Origin of the sequence: Paenibacillus sp. GCM10028914 (assembly GCF_042666275.1) — a bacterium.
In the GTDB taxonomy this organism is placed as follows: Bacteria; Bacillota; Bacilli; order Paenibacillales; family Paenibacillaceae; genus Paenibacillus_AQ.
In genome coordinates, this window is record NZ_JBHTFO010000002.1 from 210,292 (window position 1) to 232,464 (window position 22,173).

At 41.6% G+C, this 22,173-nt stretch carries 19 protein-coding genes; 12 read left to right on the top strand and 7 right to left on the bottom strand.

The window, feature by feature from the left end; translation table 11 throughout:
- Nucleotides 1-156: 156 nt before the first annotated feature.
- The 4 genes from ACFQV5_RS01665 to ACFQV5_RS01680 all read left to right on the top strand — a co-directional run bounded on the left by ACFQV5_RS01665 (nt 157) and on the right by ACFQV5_RS01680 (nt 3,998).
- The gene (locus tag ACFQV5_RS01665) at nt 157-1,395 is read left to right on the top strand and encodes a helix-turn-helix transcriptional regulator (RefSeq protein ID WP_379242961.1); all 1,239 of its coding nucleotides are present in this window, start codon (nt 157-159) and stop codon (nt 1,393-1,395) included.
- A gap of 145 nt (nt 1,396-1,540) precedes the next feature.
- Nucleotides 1,541-2,551, top strand: coding sequence for a Gfo/Idh/MocA family protein (locus ACFQV5_RS01670; RefSeq protein WP_379242963.1), 1,011 nt, complete (start codon nt 1,541-1,543; stop codon nt 2,549-2,551).
- Nucleotides 2,552-2,791: 240 nt separating this feature from the next.
- Nucleotides 2,792-3,316, top strand: coding sequence for a sigma-70 family RNA polymerase sigma factor (locus ACFQV5_RS01675; RefSeq protein ID WP_379242965.1), 525 nt, complete (start codon nt 2,792-2,794; stop codon nt 3,314-3,316).
- A complete protein-coding gene (locus ACFQV5_RS01680) occupies nt 3,309-3,998 on the top strand; it encodes a DUF3600 domain-containing protein (RefSeq protein WP_379242967.1) in 690 nt (229 codons plus the stop codon). The genes ACFQV5_RS01675 and ACFQV5_RS01680 overlap by 8 nt, the downstream gene beginning before the upstream one ends.
- 72 nt (nt 3,999-4,070) lie before the next feature.
- On the opposite strand, the gene scfB is transcribed toward ACFQV5_RS01680, so the two are convergent.
- From scfB to ACFQV5_RS01700, 4 genes are all read right to left on the bottom strand, one after another.
- Nucleotides 4,071-5,462, bottom strand: coding sequence for a thioether cross-link-forming SCIFF peptide maturase (gene scfB / locus ACFQV5_RS01685; RefSeq protein ID WP_379242969.1), 1,392 nt, complete (start codon nt 5,460-5,462; stop codon nt 4,071-4,073).
- Nucleotides 5,463-5,559: 97 nt separating this feature from the next.
- A complete protein-coding gene (gene scfA, locus ACFQV5_RS01690) occupies nt 5,560-5,709 on the bottom strand; it encodes a six-cysteine ranthipeptide SCIFF (protein ID WP_379243149.1) in 150 nt (49 codons plus the stop codon).
- A gap of 190 nt (nt 5,710-5,899) precedes the next feature.
- On the bottom strand, nt 5,900-6,814 hold the full coding sequence (locus ACFQV5_RS01695; RefSeq protein WP_379242971.1) for a methyl-accepting chemotaxis protein: 915 nt from the start codon (nt 6,812-6,814) through the stop codon (nt 5,900-5,902).
- A gap of 139 nt (nt 6,815-6,953) precedes the next feature.
- On the bottom strand, nt 6,954-7,106 hold the full coding sequence (locus ACFQV5_RS01700) for a hypothetical protein (protein ID WP_379242973.1): 153 nt from the start codon (nt 7,104-7,106) through the stop codon (nt 6,954-6,956).
- 207 nt (nt 7,107-7,313) lie between these two features.
- Here ACFQV5_RS01700 and ACFQV5_RS01705 point away from each other — a divergent pair, with 207 nt between their 5' ends.
- Nucleotides 7,314-7,916: a sugar O-acetyltransferase gene (locus tag ACFQV5_RS01705; protein WP_379242975.1), complete on the top strand. Its 603-nt coding sequence runs from the start codon at nt 7,314-7,316 to the stop codon at nt 7,914-7,916.
- A 124-nt stretch (nt 7,917-8,040) separates the two neighbouring features.
- Here ACFQV5_RS01705 and ACFQV5_RS01710 read toward each other — a convergent pair whose 3' ends face one another.
- Nucleotides 8,041-9,393 carry a uracil-xanthine permease family protein gene (locus ACFQV5_RS01710; protein ID WP_379242977.1) on the bottom strand — a complete coding sequence of 451 codons (1,353 nt, stop codon included), beginning with the start codon at nt 9,391-9,393 and terminating at the stop codon, nt 8,041-8,043.
- A gap of 41 nt (nt 9,394-9,434) precedes the next feature.
- Nucleotides 9,435-10,799, bottom strand: coding sequence for a guanine deaminase (gene guaD / locus ACFQV5_RS01715; RefSeq protein WP_379242979.1), 1,365 nt, complete (start codon nt 10,797-10,799; stop codon nt 9,435-9,437).
- A gap of 236 nt (nt 10,800-11,035) precedes the next feature.
- Between guaD and ACFQV5_RS01720 the strand changes: the two genes are divergently transcribed.
- From ACFQV5_RS01720 to ACFQV5_RS01735, 4 genes are all read left to right on the top strand, one after another.
- On the top strand, nt 11,036-11,884 hold the full coding sequence (locus ACFQV5_RS01720; RefSeq protein WP_379242981.1) for an aminoglycoside phosphotransferase family protein: 849 nt from the start codon (nt 11,036-11,038) through the stop codon (nt 11,882-11,884).
- A 294-nt stretch (nt 11,885-12,178) separates the two neighbouring features.
- Entirely contained in the window at nt 12,179-13,792 is a 1,614-nt protein-coding gene (locus ACFQV5_RS01725) for a Na/Pi cotransporter family protein (RefSeq protein WP_379242983.1), read from the top strand.
- 181 nt (nt 13,793-13,973) lie between these two features.
- A complete protein-coding gene (locus ACFQV5_RS01730; RefSeq protein WP_379242985.1) occupies nt 13,974-14,849 on the top strand; it encodes a radical SAM/SPASM domain-containing protein in 876 nt (291 codons plus the stop codon).
- Nucleotides 14,850-15,004: 155 nt separating this feature from the next.
- Nucleotides 15,005-16,102, top strand: coding sequence for a leucine-rich repeat domain-containing protein (locus ACFQV5_RS01735; protein ID WP_379242987.1), 1,098 nt, complete (start codon nt 15,005-15,007; stop codon nt 16,100-16,102).
- 144 nt (nt 16,103-16,246) lie between these two features.
- Here ACFQV5_RS01735 and ACFQV5_RS01740 read toward each other — a convergent pair whose 3' ends face one another.
- Nucleotides 16,247-17,605: a sulfatase family protein gene (locus ACFQV5_RS01740; protein ID WP_379242989.1), complete on the bottom strand. Its 1,359-nt coding sequence runs from the start codon at nt 17,603-17,605 to the stop codon at nt 16,247-16,249.
- A gap of 150 nt (nt 17,606-17,755) precedes the next feature.
- On the opposite strand from ACFQV5_RS01740, the gene ACFQV5_RS01745 reads away from it, so the two are divergent.
- From ACFQV5_RS01745 to ACFQV5_RS01755, 3 genes are all read left to right on the top strand, one after another.
- Nucleotides 17,756-18,634: a helix-turn-helix domain-containing protein gene (locus ACFQV5_RS01745; protein WP_379242991.1), complete on the top strand. Its 879-nt coding sequence runs from the start codon at nt 17,756-17,758 to the stop codon at nt 18,632-18,634.
- 159 nt (nt 18,635-18,793) lie between these two features.
- Nucleotides 18,794-20,512 (top strand): sensor histidine kinase, encoded by a 1,719-nt coding sequence (locus tag ACFQV5_RS01750; protein WP_379242993.1) that lies wholly within the window; start codon nt 18,794-18,796, stop codon nt 20,510-20,512.
- A gap of 3 nt (nt 20,513-20,515) precedes the next feature.
- Complete coding sequence (locus tag ACFQV5_RS01755; protein WP_379242996.1) at nt 20,516-22,120, top strand: response regulator; 1,605 nt, start codon at nt 20,516-20,518, stop codon at nt 22,118-22,120.
- Nucleotides 22,121-22,173 lie beyond the last annotated feature (53 nt).

The following is a 22,173-nucleotide window of genomic DNA, read 5'->3' on the forward strand; positions in this document are numbered from 1 at the left end:
ACCTCCCTTGGTTAATAAAGTCCTTAGTACTAAAAAAACAATTGTGTAAGCGCTTTAATTGGATTATATTAGTTCTGAGGTCTTGGGTATCGCACGATTTTTTCTGTGTTAGCACATTTTCTATAATTTTCGAATCGTGAAGAAGGGGACATTTTTATGAATAATATCCTTGAAACTTTTCACAATGACTTCCCGAAAATTGGGTTTGTAATCAATACGCTTACAAAAATGGATGTGCGAATCCTCGACCAAAGCGGAATGGTGTTTGCTCAACAAGTCAGTCATGAGATTCCTGCCGTATTGCACAATATCAGTGAGGACTTTACCGTCATAAGCAAAAGTCTTGAAAATCATCCATCGAATCGTTTTATCTATTATGTGAATTCCTATGAATTCGGGTATATTGCGGCGGGGATTTGGGATAAACAGCAATTTTATGGATCCATTGCGATAGGACCCTTTTTATCAAGCATTCCTCATGAAGGCTCCATGAGCTCTATCATGACCAATAATCAACTGCCGATCGGTCAGCAGACAGCCTTATGGAAGTTTTACGAGTCGCTTCCGGTGATTTCTAGTAAGGAGAAGGATGCACTGGGAGATTTGCTTGTCCGTCTGTCTAACTATGAACCCATCCAGGCACACGAAATAGCGCTACAGCCGAAGCGCTACCCTACTGAGTATAGAACTGAAATCCTTGCTGAAAGTAACACATCCATCGAGGAGAGATACGAAGGTGAGAAGATATTGATTGATTTAATTTCGAAAGGAGATAAGAAAGCGCTCCGAATGATCATGAAGGATCAGGATCCGCTTCATTTATTTCTGAATCGCTTTCCGGGTCAACCGATTCGCGCTGTCAAGAACAGTCTGCTGGTGTTAAATACACTATGCAGAATCGCTGCTGAGAAAGGGGGCGTTCACCCCTTATTCATTCATCATATATCTGGGAAATTCTCGCTTCTGATTGAAAGAGTATCCTCACTCCATCAAAGCAAAACGATGCTAATCCAAATCATTAATGAATACTGCGAAATGATTCATACCTATTCGACTCGAAATTATAGCTTCATTGTGAAGAAAGCAGTGGATTATATTCAATTATATCTGGATCATCCTTTGACATTAGAGGAGATAGCCGAAGCCATTCAAGTGAATTCAACTCTTCTTTCTAGAAAGTTTAAGGAGGAGACAAAGATGAATGTGATTGAATATATCCATTGTATGAGGGTCGAGAATGCAAAACTATATTTAGGCAGGGGAAAGTATAGCATTACCGAGGTTGCGTTCATGGTAGGATTTAATGATGGGAATTATTTCGCGAGGATATTTAAGAAAATCACTTCTCAGACTCCATCCCAGTATATAAAAAGTTGCGAGAAACGATCGGAGTAGCACACTTATAAGACTTACATGGGCTCTGCCTGATGGCAGAGTCTTTTTTCGTATATCTGAGTGTACTGGCTCCAGCACCTGATCTATAATAAGAGGCGTGGCAATTATTTGCAAAATCCAATCATCAGTGGAATAGGAGAACAGGATGAATAAACTAAAAATGGCCGTCATCGGCTTAGGTCATATGGGACGGGTTATGATTCACCGCTTACTGCCCCAATATGCTGAAAGAATTGAATTAGTTGCACTTTGCGATAGTGATGAATCTAGTTTGCAAAGGGAAGTCGAAGCAGCAGGAATTAGTCCCCGACTGTATACCGACTACCGCCAGCTGCTGGACGAGGTTTCGCTTGACCTCGTATATATCGCGGTTCCGCCGTCCTTACATTATGACGTGGCGAAGATCGCGTTTGAGAAAGGCATTCACGTCTTCTGCGAGAAGCCGCTAGCGAACAGCTTGACTGAAGCCCGGAGTCTGGTGGAGTTGGCAGAGAAGGCGGACGTGCTCCATGCAGTTCATTTCTCACTTCCACTCGAACCGGCGGTCCAGAAGCTGAAGGCTTTACTTGACGATCAGGCGATCGGCCAGATCCTTAAGATGGATCTCTATCTGGAGTTTCCGCAGTGGCCGAGAGCTTGGCAGCAGAATCCATGGATCTCCTCAAGACAGCAGGGCGGATATCTGCTGGAAGTTGGCATTCACTGGATTCAGATGATCCAGCAATTGTTCGGACCGATTACGGATGTAAAGAGTGAGGTTGAGTTCCCTTCGGATTCGAATCAGTCTGAAAGCCGTGTACGGGCCGTCCTGCGATTACATAATGATATTGAGATTCACCTCTCTGGAACCGACGAGCGGGAAGGAGAGGAACGTGTTTCCCTAGTGATTCACGGGGAGGAAGGTACCTTGGCTCTTGAGAATTGGGACAATCTGTTTAGAAGTGGCAAGGAGGCCGATCTTCAGCCTGTGCCGGTGGACGACGTCGTTAGTCCACTGCCGATTCTGAAGCAGATCATTCAGATTTTGAATGGAGAATCTGGTATTTTCTATAATTTCTATGACGGGTATAACGCGCAGGTCGTACTCGAAGCCCTGCGTAAGCCGGGAGAGGACTTTACGGATTTAAGACCTGAATTGATGGGAGCTAAGCAGTAGAATTTCATTTTGAACAAATTGTTGTTAGCGCTGCTATCTACTAAAAACATATAAGGGCATGATGGTACGAAGTAGGTACTGTCATGTCTTTTTTTGTATTGATCTACTATTAAGCTAGTGGGTTAGGTTATATTAAATGTTAAATTAAGGAATTACATAAAAATAATTTGGAAATATTTAAGCCAAAAACCCTTCCCGTTTATCTAATAGATGTAAACCCAAACGAAAGGAGGAGCCGTGATGAAAACGGAACGTTTAGTAAAGAAAGCACAACAAGGTAATGATAAAGCCTTCTTATTGCTTTTCCAGCAGTATGAAGCGGATATTTATCGAATGGCCTATGTCTATGTGAAAAATCAAGACGACGCATTAGATCTTGTTCAAGAAGTGGCCTATCAGTCATTTAAGAATATCAGCACTTTGAAAAAGCCGGAGTATTTTAAGACTTGGCTCATGAAAATTACGATTAACTGTGCATTGAACGTAATCAACAGGAACAAAAAAGTGATTCCGTTAAATGCAGACTTTGAAGTGCTTAATGGAGCAGACGATGAAGATATCGCACTTACGATATCGTTAAATAAGCTGATTGATACTTTGAAAGAGGATGAGAAGAGTGTCATTTTACTGAAGTTTTACGATGATCGTACATTAAAGGAGATTTCAGAGATATTAGACATCCCACTTGGTACCGCAAAGTCTGTCCTATACCGTGCTTTAGATAAGCTTCGTCAAAATGTAAAGGAGGTAGGTATCTATGGATAATCACTTTAAACAAGAGTTATCAAGAATCGAAATCCCTGTGGAGCTTCATGAAAGAAGTAAATTGGGCGTTCATAAAGCAAAGTCAGAAATGGGTGGCAAACGAAATCGTTTTTTTAGAAAACGGTTGGCTATCGCTATTATTTCTGCTTGTTTAATGATTCCAACAGGTGCGTTTGCTTATCAAGCGTTACTTGCCGATGATTTCTATGGTTCATTTGAGAATCTAAAAAAACGTGCGTTTAATATTACAATGGAGAGCTACTTATTATTTAATGCAAAACTAACTCAAGCAAAAGGTGATCTAGGAAAAGAAGAATTTAAACAATTCAAAGTTTTACTAAATGTAGTTACAGATGCAAAACTTGAATATGGCGATAAGAATGGAAACATCGATTATTCTCAAGTACCTGCAGAACAATTAGAGAAAATGAAAGTAGCAATGAGCGAAATTCAACCCTACTTTGACAAGCTAAACGGAGATCCATCCAGTAAAGAGGTTTTAACAGCTGAAGAATATGAACAGTACATTCAAACCTTAATAACTTATGAAACGATTCAGGCAAAAATAGGCGTTTCAAGTATTAGAGACATCGATACAGTTCCTGCAGAGTTCAGAAAGGAATTCAGCAAAGCCCGAGACTACTTATATTATGTATATGAAAAACAAACTGAAAATAAATGAATTTTATTGATAAAGAAAAAGGCTGCCGCGGCAGCCTTTTCTTCGTGTTGAAGTGTAGTACATGATTTAACTTTAAGAGTCGCTCTCCATCGCTCTCATTGACTCGGCAACCTTCACCATCATAGAGCATTCAACCCGCTTGCGGAACACATCACAGCTAAAGTCGTAGATGCCGTTGATGTCGCCCGTTGCATGCAGGGCATTGGCAGGACAGCCGCCGCTGCAGTAGAGCTTAGCCCAGCAATCCTTGCATTCCGGCTTTGAGTAGCAGTTGCTCTCCTTGAATCGGCATTGCAGCTCCGGATTTGTGATACCATCCCAGAGGTTCCCCATGCTGTAGGCTTCGTCACCGACGAACTGATGGCAAGGGAAGAGCTCCCCCCATGGTGTGACAGCGAGGTATTCCGTTCCTGACCCGCAGCCCGTAATTCTTTTCTGGATACAAGGGCCTTCCGAAAGGTCCAGCATGTAATGATAGAAGGTAAATTCATCACCTTGCTCCCCACGCTCGATCATTTCTTTGGCGAGAATTTCGTACTGGTTATAAATCTCCGGGAGATCTTTCTCGGTTAGTGCATAAGGCTCCCGCGGATCACAAATAACCGGCTCCATCGAGATTTTATCAAAGCCAAGGTCCGCGATATGAAAAATATCGTTCGTGAAATCTACGTTGTTACGCGTGTACGTTCCTCGCACATAGTATTCCTGGTCTCCGCGTTTACGGACGAATTCTTGGAACTTCGGTAAAATATGATCATAGCTGCCTTTTCCATTAACGGTTGTGCGGAGTCGGTCATGAACCTCTTTTCTTCCATCCAGACTGAGTACAACATTGTACATTTCCTGATTTAAAAATTCGGTGACTTCATCGTTCAGCAGCATACCGTTCGTTGTGAAGGTGAAGCGGAATTTCTTCTTATATTCTTTCTCTTTGCTTCTTGCGTAGGCTACAATCTGCTTGACGACTTTCCAGGCCATAAGGGGTTCTCCGCCGAAGAAGTCAATGTCTAGGTTCCGGTGATGGCCCGAATTTTCCAGCAGGAAATCGATCGCCTTTTGTCCAACTTCATAGCTCATGATGGCCCGGTCGCCGTTGTATTTACCCTGGCTTGCGAAGCAATAGTCGCAGGATAAATTGCAGGTATGCGCGACATTGAGGCATAACGCTTTAACATAGGTTTGACGATTCCTTAAATCCAGGGAGAGATTCTCATACGGATCTTCGGTAAAGAGCTGTCCATCATCTTTAAGCTCCTGAACTGCCGCGATGGTCTCTCGAATGTCATTCTCGGTAATATCCAAATCGTGCTCATGTCGTGCAAGCATCAATGTCAGGATTTCCTCCGGAGATGTATGCTCATAAAGTTCAATAATTTCATATGCCAGATCATCAACAACATGCACCGATCCACTATAGGTATCCAGCACGATGTTGTATCCGTTTAGTTGATATTGATGAATCATACTTGCTAATCAAGCTCCTTTAATATGCGAGTAGAAACGGCTTAAAAAATAGACGCCCATCTACTAGAGCAGTGGGCGGTGAACATTTGATAAAACCTTATTTGTTCATTGGATTTTCACAGCGCTGGTTAGCAACGCCGCAGGAAGTCTTACAAGCGGACTGGCAAGATGTCTGGCATGCGCCGCATCCACCGTGTTTTGCGGTATCCATCAGTCTACGGGTACTTAGTGTTACGATTCTTTTCATCATGAATTACTCCTCTGCCATTTCATTAGTTCAATAACAAAAAATAATATGGTGAATGAACTCACTCTACTTCTTGAACATGGTAGCAACTACTGTGTAAGTAAAACAATCAAATAGGTCACACTCACTCGATCATCTTGAAAAAAATAATAGAGCCACCTAAAGGCGGCTCTATTATTTATGATTAGATCTATGCCATTTCGCTCAATATTTTAGCTTGTACATCTAACTTGCTAACCGCTTCACTAATCCCTGCAAACTCAGCGACTACCTGTTCGATTTGAATCTGACTGCTCGCGATTGCTTCCTGTGAAGTCATCGTTCCCTCACTAACTCTGGTAACATACTTTGAAATACCTTCGACGGTAGCTTGGATCTCTTGAGCGGCTTCTTGTACACTTTTCGATAGTTTACGGACTTCGGTTGCTACAACATCAAAGCCGCGTCCATGTTCACCGGCATGCGCCGCTTCTATGGCCGCATTCAACGCGAGCAGATTCGTCTGTGATGCGAACTCTCTGATCATCTGTACAATACGCCGAACAGCTGTAGTCTGCTGCTCCAAGTCATGAAGATCATTCAGGTTGTTTTCGTTATCGTTCTTCAGCCGATTTATTGCTGTAGCTACTTGTTGGTTACGTGAAATGCCTTCCTCCGTACGAAAGAGTAAATCCTCTGACATTTTTGTTAATTCGTTGATAACTTGAGTTGTGCCAGTCTCTCTTTCCGTTATATCCGTTGCCACTTTAAGAACAGCAATCACTTGTCCATCTTCGTCTTGAATTGGCATATAAGTTGCTTCAAGGCTAATATGACTTCCGGCTTTTGTCACACGAGTAATTTTCTCTTGAAACTTGTCGCCATTTCTAAGATTATCCCAAAACTTCTTATACTCCGAACTTTCAAGAAAATCAGGTGTACAGAATTGACGGTGATGTATTCCCGGCAATTCCGACATGGTATAGCCCATCGCTTGAGCGAAATTATCGTTTGCCCATAGCACTTCTCCTTGCATGTTAAATTCGATCATAGCCAGCGATTGCTCTAGAGCGGCAAGTACAGATTTTTCGTCTAGAACTTGCGTAGAGTGTTTTCCCACCAACATAGCTACCTTCCTCTAAGTCAGAATATAAATCTAATATTTAATATTAAAAATAAGACTTATTTACCATTTACAACAGGGAAATTATACTATTAATAATGGGATAGTGAAAGGGTAAAATCAATAAAAAAAAGGCGATCATTTAGTCGCCTTCTAATAATTCTGCGAGTTCTTGAAATTCAAGTAAAATTAGCACAATAAGAAGAATAATAATAACTGATTTATCTGCACCTGATTTTTTTAGAAGTAAAATAACGATTGGAAGATATACACGAAAAAAATCTCCTTTATTCATGAGTTCAGTCCTTTTTTGCCAGTATATGCAGTTGGTCGTTAAAAAGGGTTAGATGAATACCTTCTACAATGGCTCATTTTCTGTGAACATCCTATGATTTTCTGGTCATGAATCTTATGAAGTTGGGAGTAGTCATGCTCTTGTGTCTAGCGAAAGCGGACTATTTAGTCTATCGTAAGTAGTAAATTGTAGGAGGGATTAAGCAAAATGACAGCATACGAAAAAATGCATTCAGGTGAGATCTATAGCTGCACCGATGAAGAGCTGATGAAAGAACAAGCGAAATGCCTGGAGAAACTCTATGATTTTAACGCCACCCGTCCGTCCGAAGGGGAAAAGCGTCAAGGGCTTCTGAAGGAAATGTTCGCTGAGATGGGTGAAGACTGCTACATTGAACCACCGTTTCATGCCAACTGGGGCGGAAAGCATGTGCATTTTGGAAGTCATGTGTACGCGAACTTTAATCTGACGATGGTAGATGATACACATATATATGTGGGAGATTATACGATGTTCGGCCCTAATGTGACGGTTGCTACAGGAGGCCATCCCATTCTACCTGAGCTACGTGAGCCTGTAACACAATTCAACATACCGGTTCATATAGGCAGAAACGTCTGGATTGGTGCAGGGGCTGTTATTCTTCCAGGAGTAAAGATTGGAGATAATACCGTGATCGGAGCGGGCAGTATTGTAACTAAGGATATTCCTTCGAATGTTGTCGCGGTCGGTAATCCGTGTCGTGTCCTTCGTGAAATCAATGACCATGACAGAGAATACTATTATAAAGATCGGAAAATTAATATATAACAGGTATCTGCAGTTATTGGAGTAGTCTACGATTAGTGAAATTATAGAACGAGGATGCCCCCAAGGCTTCGATGAATGAAGCTTTTTGGGGGCATCCTCGTTTAATATTAATTCGCTATAAAGCTTACTTCTCACTCGGCAATAATTTATTCAGCAAGATCGCTGCCAATGAAGCAGCTAGAATAGGTGAACCGAGTAAATATTGTACGAAAGTAGGCAATGAATATAAGAAATCTTTAGGAATAAGCACTAACGCCAGTGTCAGGATCATAGGGATCGAAATGATATACATTTCTTTTTCACCAATTTTTACGTTCTTCATGACCTGTATACCGTTAATCGAGATGATACCGCAGACGATGGCGAATACACCGCCGATAACAGCCGTTGGAATCGAAGAGATCAAAGCGGCTAATTTACCGGAGCAGCCGAAGAGGACAAACCATCCCCCCACAGCAAGAAAGACTCGGCGGCTTGCAACGCCTGTGATGGAAATAATACCTGCATTCGTAGAATAGCCAGTAACCGGTGTGGAACCGAGTCCAGCAGCGATTAGGCAGCTAAGCCCTTCTCCCACAACACCTTGATTAATGTTTTTATCGGTTAATGGTTTATCAATGACGTTGCTGATCGCAAACCACGTACCTGTTGTTTCAGCTAACAGTACGAGATAGATAATAAGCATGGTGATAATAGCCGAGAAGTCGAAAGCAAAGCCGAAATCTTTAAAAGGAATCCGCGGCATGCTAAACCACTTGGCATTTTGAACAGCAGAAAAATCTAAGACACCCATGAATTCTGCAGAAATACATCCGACAATGAGTGCGACCATCACGGACGTAATTCGGAAGAGGCTTCCTTTACTGCCGAATAGGGAACCGAGAATCACGAAAATAATAAGTACAGCAGCCGAAATAAGAGCCAGTAGTACGTTTTGGTTGATAGTAGCGTCAGTGGCACCATAAATATTGTCTCTGATCGCAACCGGTAATAATGAAAGACCTACAATGAATATGATCGTACCACCTACGATCGGCGGGATAAATGATTTAACGATTTTATTGAAAATACCGGTATAACCCAAAATAATAACAAAGATCGCACCGATTAAGCTGGCACCTAATACAGAGCTCCATCCTAAATCCCCGCCACCGCTAGCGGCATAAATGGTGACAATAGCACCAAGCGGTACATAAGAAGGACCTTGAGCCATCGGCAGTTTCATACAGAAATAAGTTTGCACAATCGTGGCAAGTCCGGCAGCAATAAAAGTAGATTGAATCAGGGCGCTTGACTGACCGGATTGTAACCCGATTAACATCGCAATAAGGAACGGAACGACATAGACGTCCATGGCTAATACATGTTGTAAACCTAAGATGGCTGATTTACCGAATGAAATTTTGTCATCAGGTAAAACCGTTAAATGCTGTGAATTCGTTTGGGCGTTCTCTTGTTTCTCTGCTTGTGTTTTCACTCCGCTGCACACCTCATATTTTCTGTTTAGATTTCGATATCTTAACGCGAATGAACTTTTTCACCTTGTACCCAGACTTCTCGGATATTCTCTGGTCTGACAAGATACAAGATTTTCTGGAACACATCATGTAAGTCTTCATTCTCATTGAATATGGGCAGCTTCGCAGTTGGACATTTCGTATCGATAATTTGAACATCCCATGCGTAGTTTTCTTCAATACGGCCGATAGGCAGACTTAGACTTTCACCGCCGCCGGCAGTAGCAAGATAGAATGCTTCATGAATGGTTATTCGTGATTCAGGTACACCGCGATCTTTAGCAGGAAGAGCGGGATTAACACCATCCTCCAGCATTCTGGAAGATATGACAGCTTGTCTTATATTATCGAAAAGACTAGGGGAAAAGCCTCCGGAAATATCAGAGCCTAAACCAATCTCCACACCTTTAGAGTGGAAATGAGCAACCGGGATAACACTGTTGGCGAAATAGGCGTTGGATACCGGGCAATGAGCAATAGCTGTTCCGGTCTCTGCAAATAAATCTACATCTTGATCATCTAGGAAATTACAATGTGCCATGACAGACTTATCACCGAGTAGACCGAAATCATGAAGGGCGAAAGCATCGTTCTTCTGGAACCGATCTTTTACATAACCGTGTGCCCAATCACTTTCACTGCAGTGAGATTGAACATACGTATCATATTTAGCTGCTAGCTCTCCTAAACCTTTTAAGCCTTCATCTGTACAGCTCGGAATGAATCTCGGAGTTACGACAGGATAGACACCTTGTTTCGTAGATTTGGCTAATTGTTGTACCGCTATAATGAATTCTTCGGTATCCGCTAGTGCCGTAGTTGTATCCGCATCGCGATAGATTTCTGGATTTTGTTCAGGATCATCCATTACGACTTTACCAACGAGTCCACGCTGACCTTTGCTTGCACATATTTCAGCTAACAATAAACTTGCTTCCTTATGAACCGTTGCAAAATAAAGAGCGGTCGTTGTTCCGTTTGCGAGCAGAGTGCTTACGACATCGTCGTAGACTTGTTTGGCAAACTCTAAATCTGAAAATTTAGATTCCAGTGGGAAGGTATACGTATTTAACCAATCATAGAGAGGAATGTCTAATGCGGTACCAGACTGAGCCCATTGTGGTGCGTGGACATGTAAATCGACAAAGCCAGGCAAGAAATACTGTCCATCAGCTAACTGATGAAATTTGTCAGTACCTTGATACGCATCTAGTAAAGATTGATATTCGGTATCTTCGGGTGCAACGATTTTCTCAATCATTCCATCCGCATTGATACAAAAGAGGTGATCTTTCAATATTTGTAATTCCTTGGGGGATTTGCTTGAAAAAGCAGTGCCTTGAAATAATTGCATATAATTGTTCATGATTACCGCCTTAATGTTCGTTTTTTCGTGATGTAATTGTTATTATAATTTGTTAAAAATGATAAGTCTATACTAAAAGGCGAATAAATATGTCGTCTGTGTTTACAGTGGAATAGGAACTACTATAATCTGTTTCATGGTTATCTATTGTATAATTATGGTAGTACATAGAAGGATGCCAATTTATATAAACCTATGAAGAGAGGAAGATTGTTATCAGTAACTCTATAGGTATCATGAACTGGATCGAGAAGAATGAGATACTTGATGCTTTATTAAATAAGGAAGAAACCTTAACTGCGGATTCAATGGATCAGGGCTTTGAAGCGGAAGTGTTGAAGATAAGTTCGAATAAAGAGAGTTTTGTATTGAAAGTTTGGAATAAGAACTCCAAGCCTGATATTCGCTTTCAGTATCGTTTGTTGAATGAGCTTCATGAATGTGGATTGCCAGTCTCGAAGCCTATAGGTTGGGGGATAGATCCCCACGGAAACAAGGTGTTATTCACATCTTTTGATGGAACACGGGTATTTAGACTAGATGACAAGAAGATGACAGAAATTGCGAACATATTATCAAGCATCCATCGTATCAACCCCGAGAAGCTGACAAGCACATCTCTTCCTAAATATGATTTCATAGACTACTTTTTTTATGAAGCACGGAAGTATGAAGATATTTATAATGCACTCATCCCTCTTGTACAACAAGCTCAAATGAAGCAGGATCGTTTGATTCATGGTGATTTCCATTTAAATAACCTATTAGAAGACCAGGGAAAATACAGCGTAATCGATTGGACGAATGGGCAATTAGGTGATTTTAGATACGATTTTGCATGGTCCCTCTTACTGCTGAAAATATACGTACCAGAGCAATTTGTGGAGATATTTTATTCCGCTTATTTAATGGACAATAATATATCATATGAAGAACTTCAGGTGTATGAAGCTCTTGCCCTTCTCAGGTGGATGACACTTAATCGAATCGCTGCTACACCTCTAGTACCTGATATCAAAGTGAGAGTGAAGAGTTTTATTTCCAGCAATCCATACCTCAACGAGTTAGAATTTACAGGATTTTAAAGCCAATTTAGTTATTGATGAATAAAGACATGATGTTTAAGGGAATAAATTCAAGAAGAGTGTAGAATTTATGACGAATTCATGCTAATTAGACAAATTTTGCAGAAAACTATCTTAGTTACCACAATATATAGACGATACATTCGAATTCACATCAACATACTGATATTTAGAGTGATTTGAATTAGAGAATAATGTAGTCATATGTCTAAACTTAGATACTTCATATTTTCAATGCAAGATGCTAAATTAAATGGGTTAAAAAATGAATGACAACTAGGGGAGGCTTCACATTTGGATTGGCAGGATGTGTTGTTTAAGTTTATTGGTGGACTAGGTATTTTTCTGTTTGGTATTAAATACATGTCAGACGGGCTTCAGAAATCGGCCGGGGATAAAATGCGTGGCATTTTGGAGAAATATACTTCGAATCCGATTCTTGCTGTCCTTGTCGGTGTTAGTGTAACCATATTGATACAGTCTTCTTCCGGTACTACCGTCATGGCGATTGGACTTGTGAATGCTGGGCTAATGACTTTACGTCAAGCCATTGGTGTAGTCATGGGCGCTAATATCGGGACAACGATGACTGCATTTATTGTAGGGATTAAGATTGAAGAGTATGCTCTTCCAATTATCGCGGTAGGTGCCTTCTTCTTATTCTTCCTGAACAAGAAACGCTATCAGTATATCGGACAAATCATTTTTGGTTTCGGTACCCTGTTCCTCGGTTTGTCCACGATGAGCGGTGGAATGAAGCCGCTTCGGGAACTGCCTGTTTTCACTGATTTTATGGTCGAGTTGTCTCACCAGCCAGTCTTCGGCTTGCTAGTCGGGACGGTATTTACACTTATTGTTCAAAGCTCGAGTGCAACGATTGGTATTCTGCAGACGATTGCTGATGAAGGCATGATCAGTCTGGAAGGGGCATTACCGATATTGTTCGGAGACAACATTGGTACAACCATTACAGCTGTACTTGCATCGATCGGTGCGACAGTTGCCGCGAAACGTACGGCTCTCGTACATGTTATCTTTAATGTTGTCGGTGCGATTATCTTTATGATCTTGCTTCCTGTCGTTTATAACGTCGTACTATGGCTCGGCCAAGGCGTGAATATTCGTATGCAAATCGCCTATGCCCACGGCGTGTTCAACTTTACTAATACCCTCATCTTCCTGCCACTCATTCCGGTACTGGCTTGGATCGTAACCAAGGCTATTCCTGGAAAAATGGAGGAGATTGAATTCAAAGCGATCTATCTGGACGATCGTCTTCTTGCTACACCAGCCATGGCTCTGAGCCAGGCTCAGCATGAAATTGTACGTATGGGGCAATATGCACATCAATCCCTTAAAGATGCAACAGGGTTCTTCTTCAGTAAGGACTCCAAGAAGGCAGAGCTGGCGTTCCAGAAAGAAGAGCTCGTGAATGAACTGAATCGTAAAATTACGGATTATATCGTGAAAATTCACCAGAACGGTCTTTCAGCCGGAGAATCAGAATCAGCGACAGGCTGGTTCCAAACGGTAAGTGATCTGGAGCGAATTGGTGACCATGCTGAAAATATTGCAGAGCTTGGCGAATTCAGAATAACTAACAAGCTGGAGTTATCGGCAGAGGCTGCAGAAGAGTTGAAGGAAATGATCATGGTTGCCGATCAAGCGGTAGATAAAGCGTTGAACGCGCTTGAGCATCATGACATAGAGGCTGCCAAAGAAGTACTCATCTTGGAATCCAAACTTGATGAGCTTGAAGCGAAATGCCGTAAGAATCATCTTCAACGTCTAAATAAACATTTGTGCTCCATCGGGACAGGATCGATTTATTTGGATCTGTTAACCAATCTGGAACGCATAGGTGATCATAGTAAGAACATTGCACAGTTCGTGCTGCACGAGAAGTAAGTTTTAATAAATTAGCTGTCCTTTAAGACAAAGGACGGCTTTTTTTTGTGATGTAAGACTCCATCTTTTTGTCCAAGATGATTGATAACTGTACCAGCAATGGGGCGACCTATGATACTATATGGAAAGGTTCTAACAAACCTCATTATGAACATAGATCGTTGAAACGGAGACGAAATACTTGAAAACATTCAAAAAAGTTTATATAGAAATTACAAGCATCTGTAATCTAGCCTGCCATTTCTGCCCGCCAACGGAGCGTAAAGCTAATTTCATTAAGGTGGATGATTTTGCGAAAAGGCTGGATGAGATTAAGCCGCACACCAGCTACATTTATCTACACGTTAAAGGGGAGCCGCTTCTTCATCCGAAGATTGATGAACTACTGGATATTAGCCATGAAAAAGGGTTTAAGGTCAATATCACAACGAACGGCACCTTGATCGCGAAGAATCGGCATAAGCTGCTGGGTAAGCCTGCGCTGAGACAGATGAATTTCTCGCTGCACAGCTTTGACGGTCATGAAGGCTCGACCAATCGTGAGGGATATTTGAGAGAGATCCTCTCCTTTGTCCGTGAGGCAGAGGAGCACAATGTTATCTTTTCATTCCGCCTATGGAATTTAACACAGGACAACGCAACGAACCTGGAGAAGAGTAGAAACCGTCAGACACTTGAGATTATTGAGAAGGAATTCGGACTGGATTACAAGATCGAGGAGATGGTTGTTCCGGGCGGCGGTGTGAAAATCGGCAAGCAGATCTATCTAAACCAGGATTATGAGTTTCAGTGGCCTAGCCTAACAGCGCCTGAGGATGATGGGAAAGGCTTCTGTCATGCGCTTCGCAGTCAAGCAGCTATCCTGGTAGATGGAACAGTCGTGCCATGCTGTTTAGATGGGGAAGGGGTAATTAATTTGGGCAACCTGAATCAGAAATCCTTCACCGACATCGTAGATGGCGAGCGCGCGAATAATCTAATTGACGGATTCTCCCGCAGGGAAGCTGTCGAGGAATTATGCAGAAAATGCGGGTATCGTCAGAGATTTGGAGCTTAGAACGAACGAATGAACAATAAAGCAACTTTATAACGAAAAAAAAGCATCCCCTTCCTAGGAAAGATCAGCAGACTTTACCTTGGAAGGGGATTTTTGTATAGATCAAATCGATCATAAAATTTTGCGATGTGAGTAGCAACCCAAGGAGGAGAACCATGAATATTACTCAAGATTTCATAGATGAACGCTTCAAAGCGTATGTTCTGGAGACATTTTGCGATAATCGCGAATCGATTGAGACAAGCGATGTGGATCACATCGTATTGCTGCAACTTGCGAATCAACAATATTCAAGCTTGAAAGGGATTGAGCACTTCACTTCTCTTGAAGAGTTGGATTGCTCTAGAAATCACTTGATAGAGCTCGACATTAGCAGCAATCGTCAGCTGAGAACGTTGAATTGTGGTTTTAACCGTATTCGAAATCTGGATATTAGTCAGAACAACAAGCTTACCAAGCTGGAATGTTACTGGAACATCATATCGGAATTGCATGTGGGTCAGAACGAGCAACTGCGTGAGCTTAATTGCAGCTACAATGCTCTTTTCGATCTGAATTTGGATACAAACACACGACTTATTCATCTTGATTGTGGAAATAATCATCTGATCAGCTTAAACGTAGAAGGCTGCCATAACTTAATTGAAATTCGCTGTAATCACAATCATCTTACGAATTTAGATGTAACCGGCAATTCGGATTTACAAAGTTTACGCTGCTTCAACAATCATATCAGAGACTTGGACCTGAGCCAGAATACATATTTAGAAGAGCTTTATTGCGAGGAAAATAAAATTTCGAAGCTGGATATGAGCCACAATACTAAGCTTGAGCGGAAGAACATTTCCAATAATCTCATCACCGAACCGGACCATGTGATAAAGGATATCGGTACTTTTGGGTATGACGTCTCGTTATCTTCCTATACATTCACATTTCTATATAAGGGGAGAGAACTTTCCGTTAAAGCAGACGTTCCTACGGAGCCGGAGATGAAGAAACTGGAGCCCATTATTAAGAAAGCATGGGGGCACTTTGACGAGCTGAACGATCAGGCACTAGGATTGATTGCTGAAGCGAATCCAGACGAAGATGTGAGCGAATTAGTACTGACTGAGCTTGAATTTGATCGAGACAGCACATTTCGACTGGGCTACGATGCGGGCGATACCCCAGCAGGCCAGCTATCTATTTATGTGATGTTCAATGCAAAGCTGGAAGTGAACAGCGATCTTGTGTATGAAGTGTATTAGAGGCGATCAAACAAGCTAACTAATAACTAAATATAAGTAACAATAAACGATCCACCAAGCACATCATGCTGGGTGGATCGATTTTATCTCTGTATTAATATTTGAAATGGTAGGATCAGTCGTTGATAAAAATGAGGAATCCGGTTATAACTTTAGTCGAAGCTCTTCGATAGATACTCTCCGCTGCCCTGCTGCTCTCGGTTCTGCAGGATGAATGGTTGGAGCTTCTTCACCAGCTTCAATCATACGAATAATTAGTCTGTTCTTTAACTCATCGGAAACCGTACGATAAGATTCGATCCCCGCCAAATTTGTCAGCTCATAAGGATCTGCCTGAAGATCATATAACAGCGTTTCTACATAATGCTTCGAGCTTGAATCATTCCATCCGTTCAGATCAGGGGCAATAACGGCATATTTCCAGCGTTTTGTTCGAATAGCGCGACCCACTTGAGACTCACTGATCTGAATAAAAGCTTCCTCTGGCCAATCTGTATCCTCTCGCCGAACAAGTGGCATTACTGAGCGCCCTTGCATATGGGACGGAATTTCTATACCTGCAGCAGCAAGCAAGGTTGGAGGAAGATCAAGCAAGCTTACCATTTCCCGAATTTGCCCGCCCTGCATAAATCCAGGACCATAGAATGCCGCAGGCACCCGGATCGAGCTTTCATGGGCGGATCGTTTATACTCACCATTACGAGTCTTGAAATGATTCCCGTGGTCTGAAGTAAACAATATGATGGTGTTATCTAATAAACTCAGACTTTTTAAGGTATCTAGTAGTCGTCCGAGCGCTTCATCGAGCCGTTTGACCATCCCATAATAGCCGCCAAGATGCTGGGGTGATGATCCCCCGAGTGCTTTCAGATCAGGTGGAGTGAAGCGATCTATGTATAGCTGCTCATACCCGTCGGGAGCGGGGTAATTGTCCGTATGGTTTTGATGATGAGGCTCAAGATACGATAAGAATAAGTAGAATGGTTGTTCCTGATGAGCGTCAATGTAGCGTATGGCAGCATCGGTCTGCGCATCCACCCGGTAACCTGGCAGCTTCACTTCCTTGCAATCATTATCATACAGTACCGTGTTGTAAGCGTCTGAAGATAACTCCAGCAGATTAGCGGCGAGCCAGTAATCATAGCCTCCGCGCTCTTCTAATGGAACAGGTTCATGTTCAGCAAGATGCCATTTGCCAATGTAGCCTGTCTCATAGCCAGCGTCTTTAAAGTAATGAGCCAGCGTGCGACTATCCGGTGGAAGTGGAATCCCGTTTCGATAGCAGCCCGTAGTGGTTGCATACATACCAGTTTGAAGGCAAGATCGTGCTGGACCGCACACAGGTTGGCAGGTGAAAGTATTGTAAAGATGAGTTCCTTCTTGTGCAATACGGTCAAAATGAGGGGTTAAGCCTAAAGGGTTTCCATGGACTCCTGTTGTATCCATGCGCTGCTGATCGGTGAAAAAGACAATCACATTCGGCTTATTTTGTTTTTGATTCATGTCCACACGCTCCTGTTAATATGAATTTTCGACGGTCCATATTTTTCTTTTTTATAATATAATGAATACCAATTGCTTATTAGTAACGAACCAAAGATAAAATATAAGAAAACGAAGATGGTGGATAATTGGGGAAAGGGTGGTGACTAGTTGAGTGATTATCAGATATACCGTGCAGCAACCGGAGATTATGATATCTCGTTACACTTTGTATTTGAGTGGAATAGGGACAGAGAGTGGAATTTCCATGAATATTGCATTCCAGTGACCACGATCTGGTATGTTCTAGAAGGAAGACGAAAGCTAATCTTTTCTGAAGAAGAGTATTTTCTAGAGCCAGGGAGCATCGTGATATTGCCCTCACATGAAAAAGTTACGACCCTCCATGTTGTTCCAGAACATGAACACATCCGATACTTATCGATGGGCATTCAATCTGTCATTGGGGGAATCGAATGTCATCAGTTATTTGGGATTCCACCGGTGTTTGCGATAACAGAAAGCTCCAAAGCTATTGAATTAAAGACCATTTGGCTTGAATTGGTTAGCGGTTTCTATCGATTGGGCCAGCAAGGACTTGAACTATCCGCAGGTAACACAGGATTTGCTCTTTCCATTGAAGCGAAGACAAAACAGTGGCTGTCTTTAATGATCCAGCTTGCGGGGCCATTCATGAAGACGCCCAATCCGGTTTCAGATAAAAGAGTGCGAGAGATCTGCACGTATATTCGTGATCATTATGCAAATTCTCTTAGTTCAGAAAAAATAGCATCCGCTGTATGTTTAAGTGAGGGTCATATGCGAGCGTTATTTCGCCGATATATGTTTATGTCACCCCATCAGTACATCCTTGAGGTTCGAATGGAGAAGGCGAAAGAACTGCTAGGAACATCTGTATTGTCTCTTACAGACATTGCAGAAAGGGTCGGGTTTGAAGATGTCAGTTATTTCATTCATACGTTCCGCAGACGGGAAGGTATAACACCGGCTGTTTATCGAAAGTTACTTTATCCTTGGAGAGCAAATTAATCCGTATTCGGTAGCGAATTCGAATATCTATTCCTTGGCTATATGATGTGTTAATGAAGAGAGAAGGTTTATGCTCACATGATAAAAAAGAGTATTAAAAATAAAATAATTTTATCCTTCTTATTGGTTTTGATTCTTCCAACAACCATAATCAGTATTATGTCTTATCGCATATCCGTAAATTTGCTAGAGGAAAAAGTAAGCGATTCCTTTTTGTCCAATCTGACCTTCATCGGCGACAATATTGAAAAAGAACTTGAACAATGGGAGCACATCTCTAAATTCATCAATGTAAATCCTGTTATTCGGAATGTTCTGATGACCTCTTATGATAATGATCTTGATTTCTATTATGATATGAAACGTGTGGAGCAGCAGCTTGATACCTACTCCATTAATACAAATATTTTCGCTTATGTATCTTCTCTTGTGGTGATGGGGAATAACGGTAGAAACCTCTTGTACGGCGCGGATGCGAACAGTTTGGATATTGATCGAATTAAAGAACAGGACTGGTTCAGTGAAGTGAATGACTTGAATGGACAAGTCATGTGGCTCGGTATCCATAAAAACATAGCTAATTATAGGACACAAAATGAAAGCGTTATCGCCCTTGGGCGAGCGATTAAAGGCGATAAGAACGATAAAATAATAGGTACTTTGTATTTAACCTTTAAAGAATCGTATTTTACAGGTCTACTAAAAAATATTGAATTAACGGATGGTGGAAGGCTCTACATTGTTGATAATAGAGATCACATTGTATTTGATTCTGATATGTTGTTATTAAATGAGCCGTTTATCGGGATGGAAGAGATAAGAGCTCAGGAAGACAAAGGTTATTTCCTTACCGAGGGCGCAAGACAGGAGCAGCTGCTTCTCGCGCATGTTCCAATCTCTAAATACGACTGGAGAGTTGTTGAAACCGTTCCGTACGCCTCACTTACAAAAGGTACCGATGGAATTTTCAGAAATACGCTAGGTGTTTTTCTTATATCGTTTATTTTAACATCGATAATCTGGTTGTTTGTCTCCTCCCATATCGTACGCCCAATTCGGACGTTAACGAATTCCATGAAAAAGGTTCAGGAAGGGGATTGGTCTGTCCGAGTGGATATTGAGCGGCCGGATGAGGTCGGAGTCATGTACAAGCATTTCAATTTTATGATCAGGCGCATTCAGGAATTGTTTCATTCCAATTTAGAAGAACAAGAGAAGAAGAAGAATGCCGAATATAAGGCTCTTCAGGCACAGATTAACCCACACTTTTTGTACAACACACTAAATACGATCCGTTGGATGGCGATTATACAAAAATCAGACAATATAAGAGAAGTTGTAGAGGTACTTGGAAGATTGCTGAAAAACACAATTAAACATGAAGGCCACTTTGTTACCGTAGAAGAGGAATTATCAAACCTGAGAGATTATGTTTATATCCAGAAAATACGTTATAACAACAATTTTGATGTTACATATGATGTGCAAGATGATCTCCTCGGTATGCCCTGCATAAAATTCATTTTACAGCCCATTGTCGAGAATGCGATATTTCACGGTATAGAACCCAAGGAAGATTCGCGCGGAGAAATTATCGTTTCTGTGAAGCGCCTTGATGATGAGCTTATTATCCGGGTGCGGGATAACGGGGTGGGGATGTCGAGTGAAATGCTGGAAGAACTCGTTAAGCGTATGGAAAGCCCAGAAGCAAGCGGTGGAATCGGGCTGTCCAATGTCAAGGAGCGGTTAAAATTAACCTATGGCAATTCAAGTGATTTTCATATCCGAAGCGAAAAAAATGTATTTACTGAGATAGAAATGATCATTCCAATTGCTGTTTCCGACTTAAGGTTGCAGGAATCAATCGAGGTGAAGTAAGCCATGTACAAGGTAATGATCGTGGATGACGAGATGTTAGCCAGAGTAGGGATTAAATCGTTAATCAGGTGGGAAGAGAATGGATTTATTGTAGCTGGTGAGGCGGAGAACGGGAGAAAGGCTTACGAATGGCTGATGGAAAACCCCGTGGATATCGTGATTACAGACATAAAAATGCCTATTATGAACGGAATTGAGTTAATCTCCAAAGTGCGACAGCATCGTCCTGAAATCAAATTTTTAGTTCTCAGTTCCTTTGATGATTTTGAATACGTTAGAGAAGCTCTGAAAAATGGAGCAGAAGACTATTTTATAAAACTGCAGATGAATCCCGAGGAACTTCTGGATCAATTAAAGAAAATTGCTGAGAAGCTGGATCATGAGAATGTCCAAAAGAAACAGGAGGCAGGGCACGATCGGGTCAGAGCAAAAGAGCTCGCTCTTCTGAGAGATAATTTCTTGAAGGATCTAGTGTATGGATGGATTCATACAGAGTTTGAATATCATCAGAGAATGAGGGAAGCGGAACTGGTACTGCCTGATGGATTTGGTGTTGCTCTGATGTTTCAAACGGACGGTATGGAAATCTATGAGAGATATGGCGAAGATGAAATCCATCTTTTGAATTACGCCATCATTAATATTCTGAACGAGATATCATCGGAATATAAGTTTTCTTTCCCTATATCCATGCATCCTAAAGAGTTTGTAATACTGTGTTTTTCTCCTCCCCATGTGGAAATAGAGGACGCATTGGAGCAAGCATATCACTTAGCTGGATCGATAAAGGATGCACTGAAACAATATCTGAATTTTACAGTGTCGATTGCTGTGAGTGAGCCCGTTCCAACATTTGTTGATATTAAGCAAAGCTATAGACAAGCACAGGAAGCTCTTCATTTTCGTTATGCATATGCCGCAGGAACTACCATTTTATATAGAGAGATTAAATCTCTTGGGAGTACAGCGGAGGCAACGGATATAGCCAAAGAAATACGTAACCTGGAGTTCTATCTTAATAGGCGTGAGGATAACAACGTCATCAAAGCCATTATTAATATGAAGCAATTATTAGGTAACCTTAATGGATATTCTCTGAACAGTCTAAAGGTGTATTGCGCACCCATTCCTTTTCTTCTGTCTTCTAGATGGGGAGAGGATGCATCTGTCTGGATGGACGGGCATCTGAAACGGATGGATAGATGGAGTGTGAAGACCGATATCATCAAGTGGCTGGAAACGATCCAAGAGGAATGGATTGAAGGAATAGGAACAATATCAGATAGTTCGCGACTAATCAATTCGGCCATGAGATTCATACAGAAGAATTATTCAAATAGTGTCACCCTTGAATCCGTAGCGGAGTACCTTAAACTTTCACCATCTTATTTGAGCAATCTGTTCAAAAAGGAAACGGGTCAAAATTTTATCGATTATCTAACGAATATACGAATTGAGCAAGCGAAGGTATTGTTGCGGACGACAGAATTAAAAATCTATGAAGTGGGTTATAGGGTTGGATATGAGAATGAGCACTATTTTAGCAGGGTTTTTAAAAAGGTTGTAGGCAGCTCACCTTTTCATTATAAATCGGATACCTCTTTATAGAACATATGAACGTGAAGAGTGCACCCCTTACACATTTGGGTACCTTTAGGGTC

What these genes read in the sequence shown, in the direction of transcription:
- ACFQV5_RS01675 (WP_379242965.1), top strand. Translation starts at nt 2,792, where the DNA reads ATGAAAACGGAACGTTTAGTAAAGAAAGCACAACAAGGTAATGATAAA.
- ACFQV5_RS01720 (WP_379242981.1), top strand. Translation starts at nt 11,036, where the DNA reads ATGAACTGGATCGAGAAGAATGAGATACTTGATGCTTTATTAAATAAG.
- scfA (WP_379243149.1), bottom strand. Translation starts at nt 5,709, where the DNA reads ATGAAAAGAATCGTAACACTAAGTACCCGTAGACTGATGGATACCGCA.
- ACFQV5_RS01735 (WP_379242987.1), top strand. Translation starts at nt 15,005, where the DNA reads ATGAATATTACTCAAGATTTCATAGATGAACGCTTCAAAGCGTATGTT.
- scfB (WP_379242969.1), bottom strand. Translation starts at nt 5,462, where the DNA reads ATGATTCATCAATATCAACTAAACGGATACAACATCGTGCTGGATACC.
- ACFQV5_RS01755 (WP_379242996.1), top strand. Translation starts at nt 20,516, where the DNA reads ATGTACAAGGTAATGATCGTGGATGACGAGATGTTAGCCAGAGTAGGG.
- guaD (WP_379242979.1), bottom strand. Translation starts at nt 10,799, where the DNA reads ATGAACAATTATATGCAATTATTTCAAGGCACTGCTTTTTCAAGCAAA.
- ACFQV5_RS01665 (WP_379242961.1), top strand. Translation starts at nt 157, where the DNA reads ATGAATAATATCCTTGAAACTTTTCACAATGACTTCCCGAAAATTGGG.
- ACFQV5_RS01705 (WP_379242975.1), top strand. Translation starts at nt 7,314, where the DNA reads ATGACAGCATACGAAAAAATGCATTCAGGTGAGATCTATAGCTGCACC.
- ACFQV5_RS01695 (WP_379242971.1), bottom strand. Translation starts at nt 6,814, where the DNA reads ATGTTGGTGGGAAAACACTCTACGCAAGTTCTAGACGAAAAATCTGTA.
- ACFQV5_RS01750 (WP_379242993.1), top strand. Translation starts at nt 18,794, where the DNA reads ATGTCTTATCGCATATCCGTAAATTTGCTAGAGGAAAAAGTAAGCGAT.
- ACFQV5_RS01740 (WP_379242989.1), bottom strand. Translation starts at nt 17,605, where the DNA reads ATGAATCAAAAACAAAATAAGCCGAATGTGATTGTCTTTTTCACCGAT.
- ACFQV5_RS01700 (WP_379242973.1), bottom strand. Translation starts at nt 7,106, where the DNA reads ATGAATAAAGGAGATTTTTTTCGTGTATATCTTCCAATCGTTATTTTA.
- ACFQV5_RS01680 (WP_379242967.1), top strand. Translation starts at nt 3,309, where the DNA reads ATGGATAATCACTTTAAACAAGAGTTATCAAGAATCGAAATCCCTGTG.
- ACFQV5_RS01670 (WP_379242963.1), top strand. Translation starts at nt 1,541, where the DNA reads ATGAATAAACTAAAAATGGCCGTCATCGGCTTAGGTCATATGGGACGG.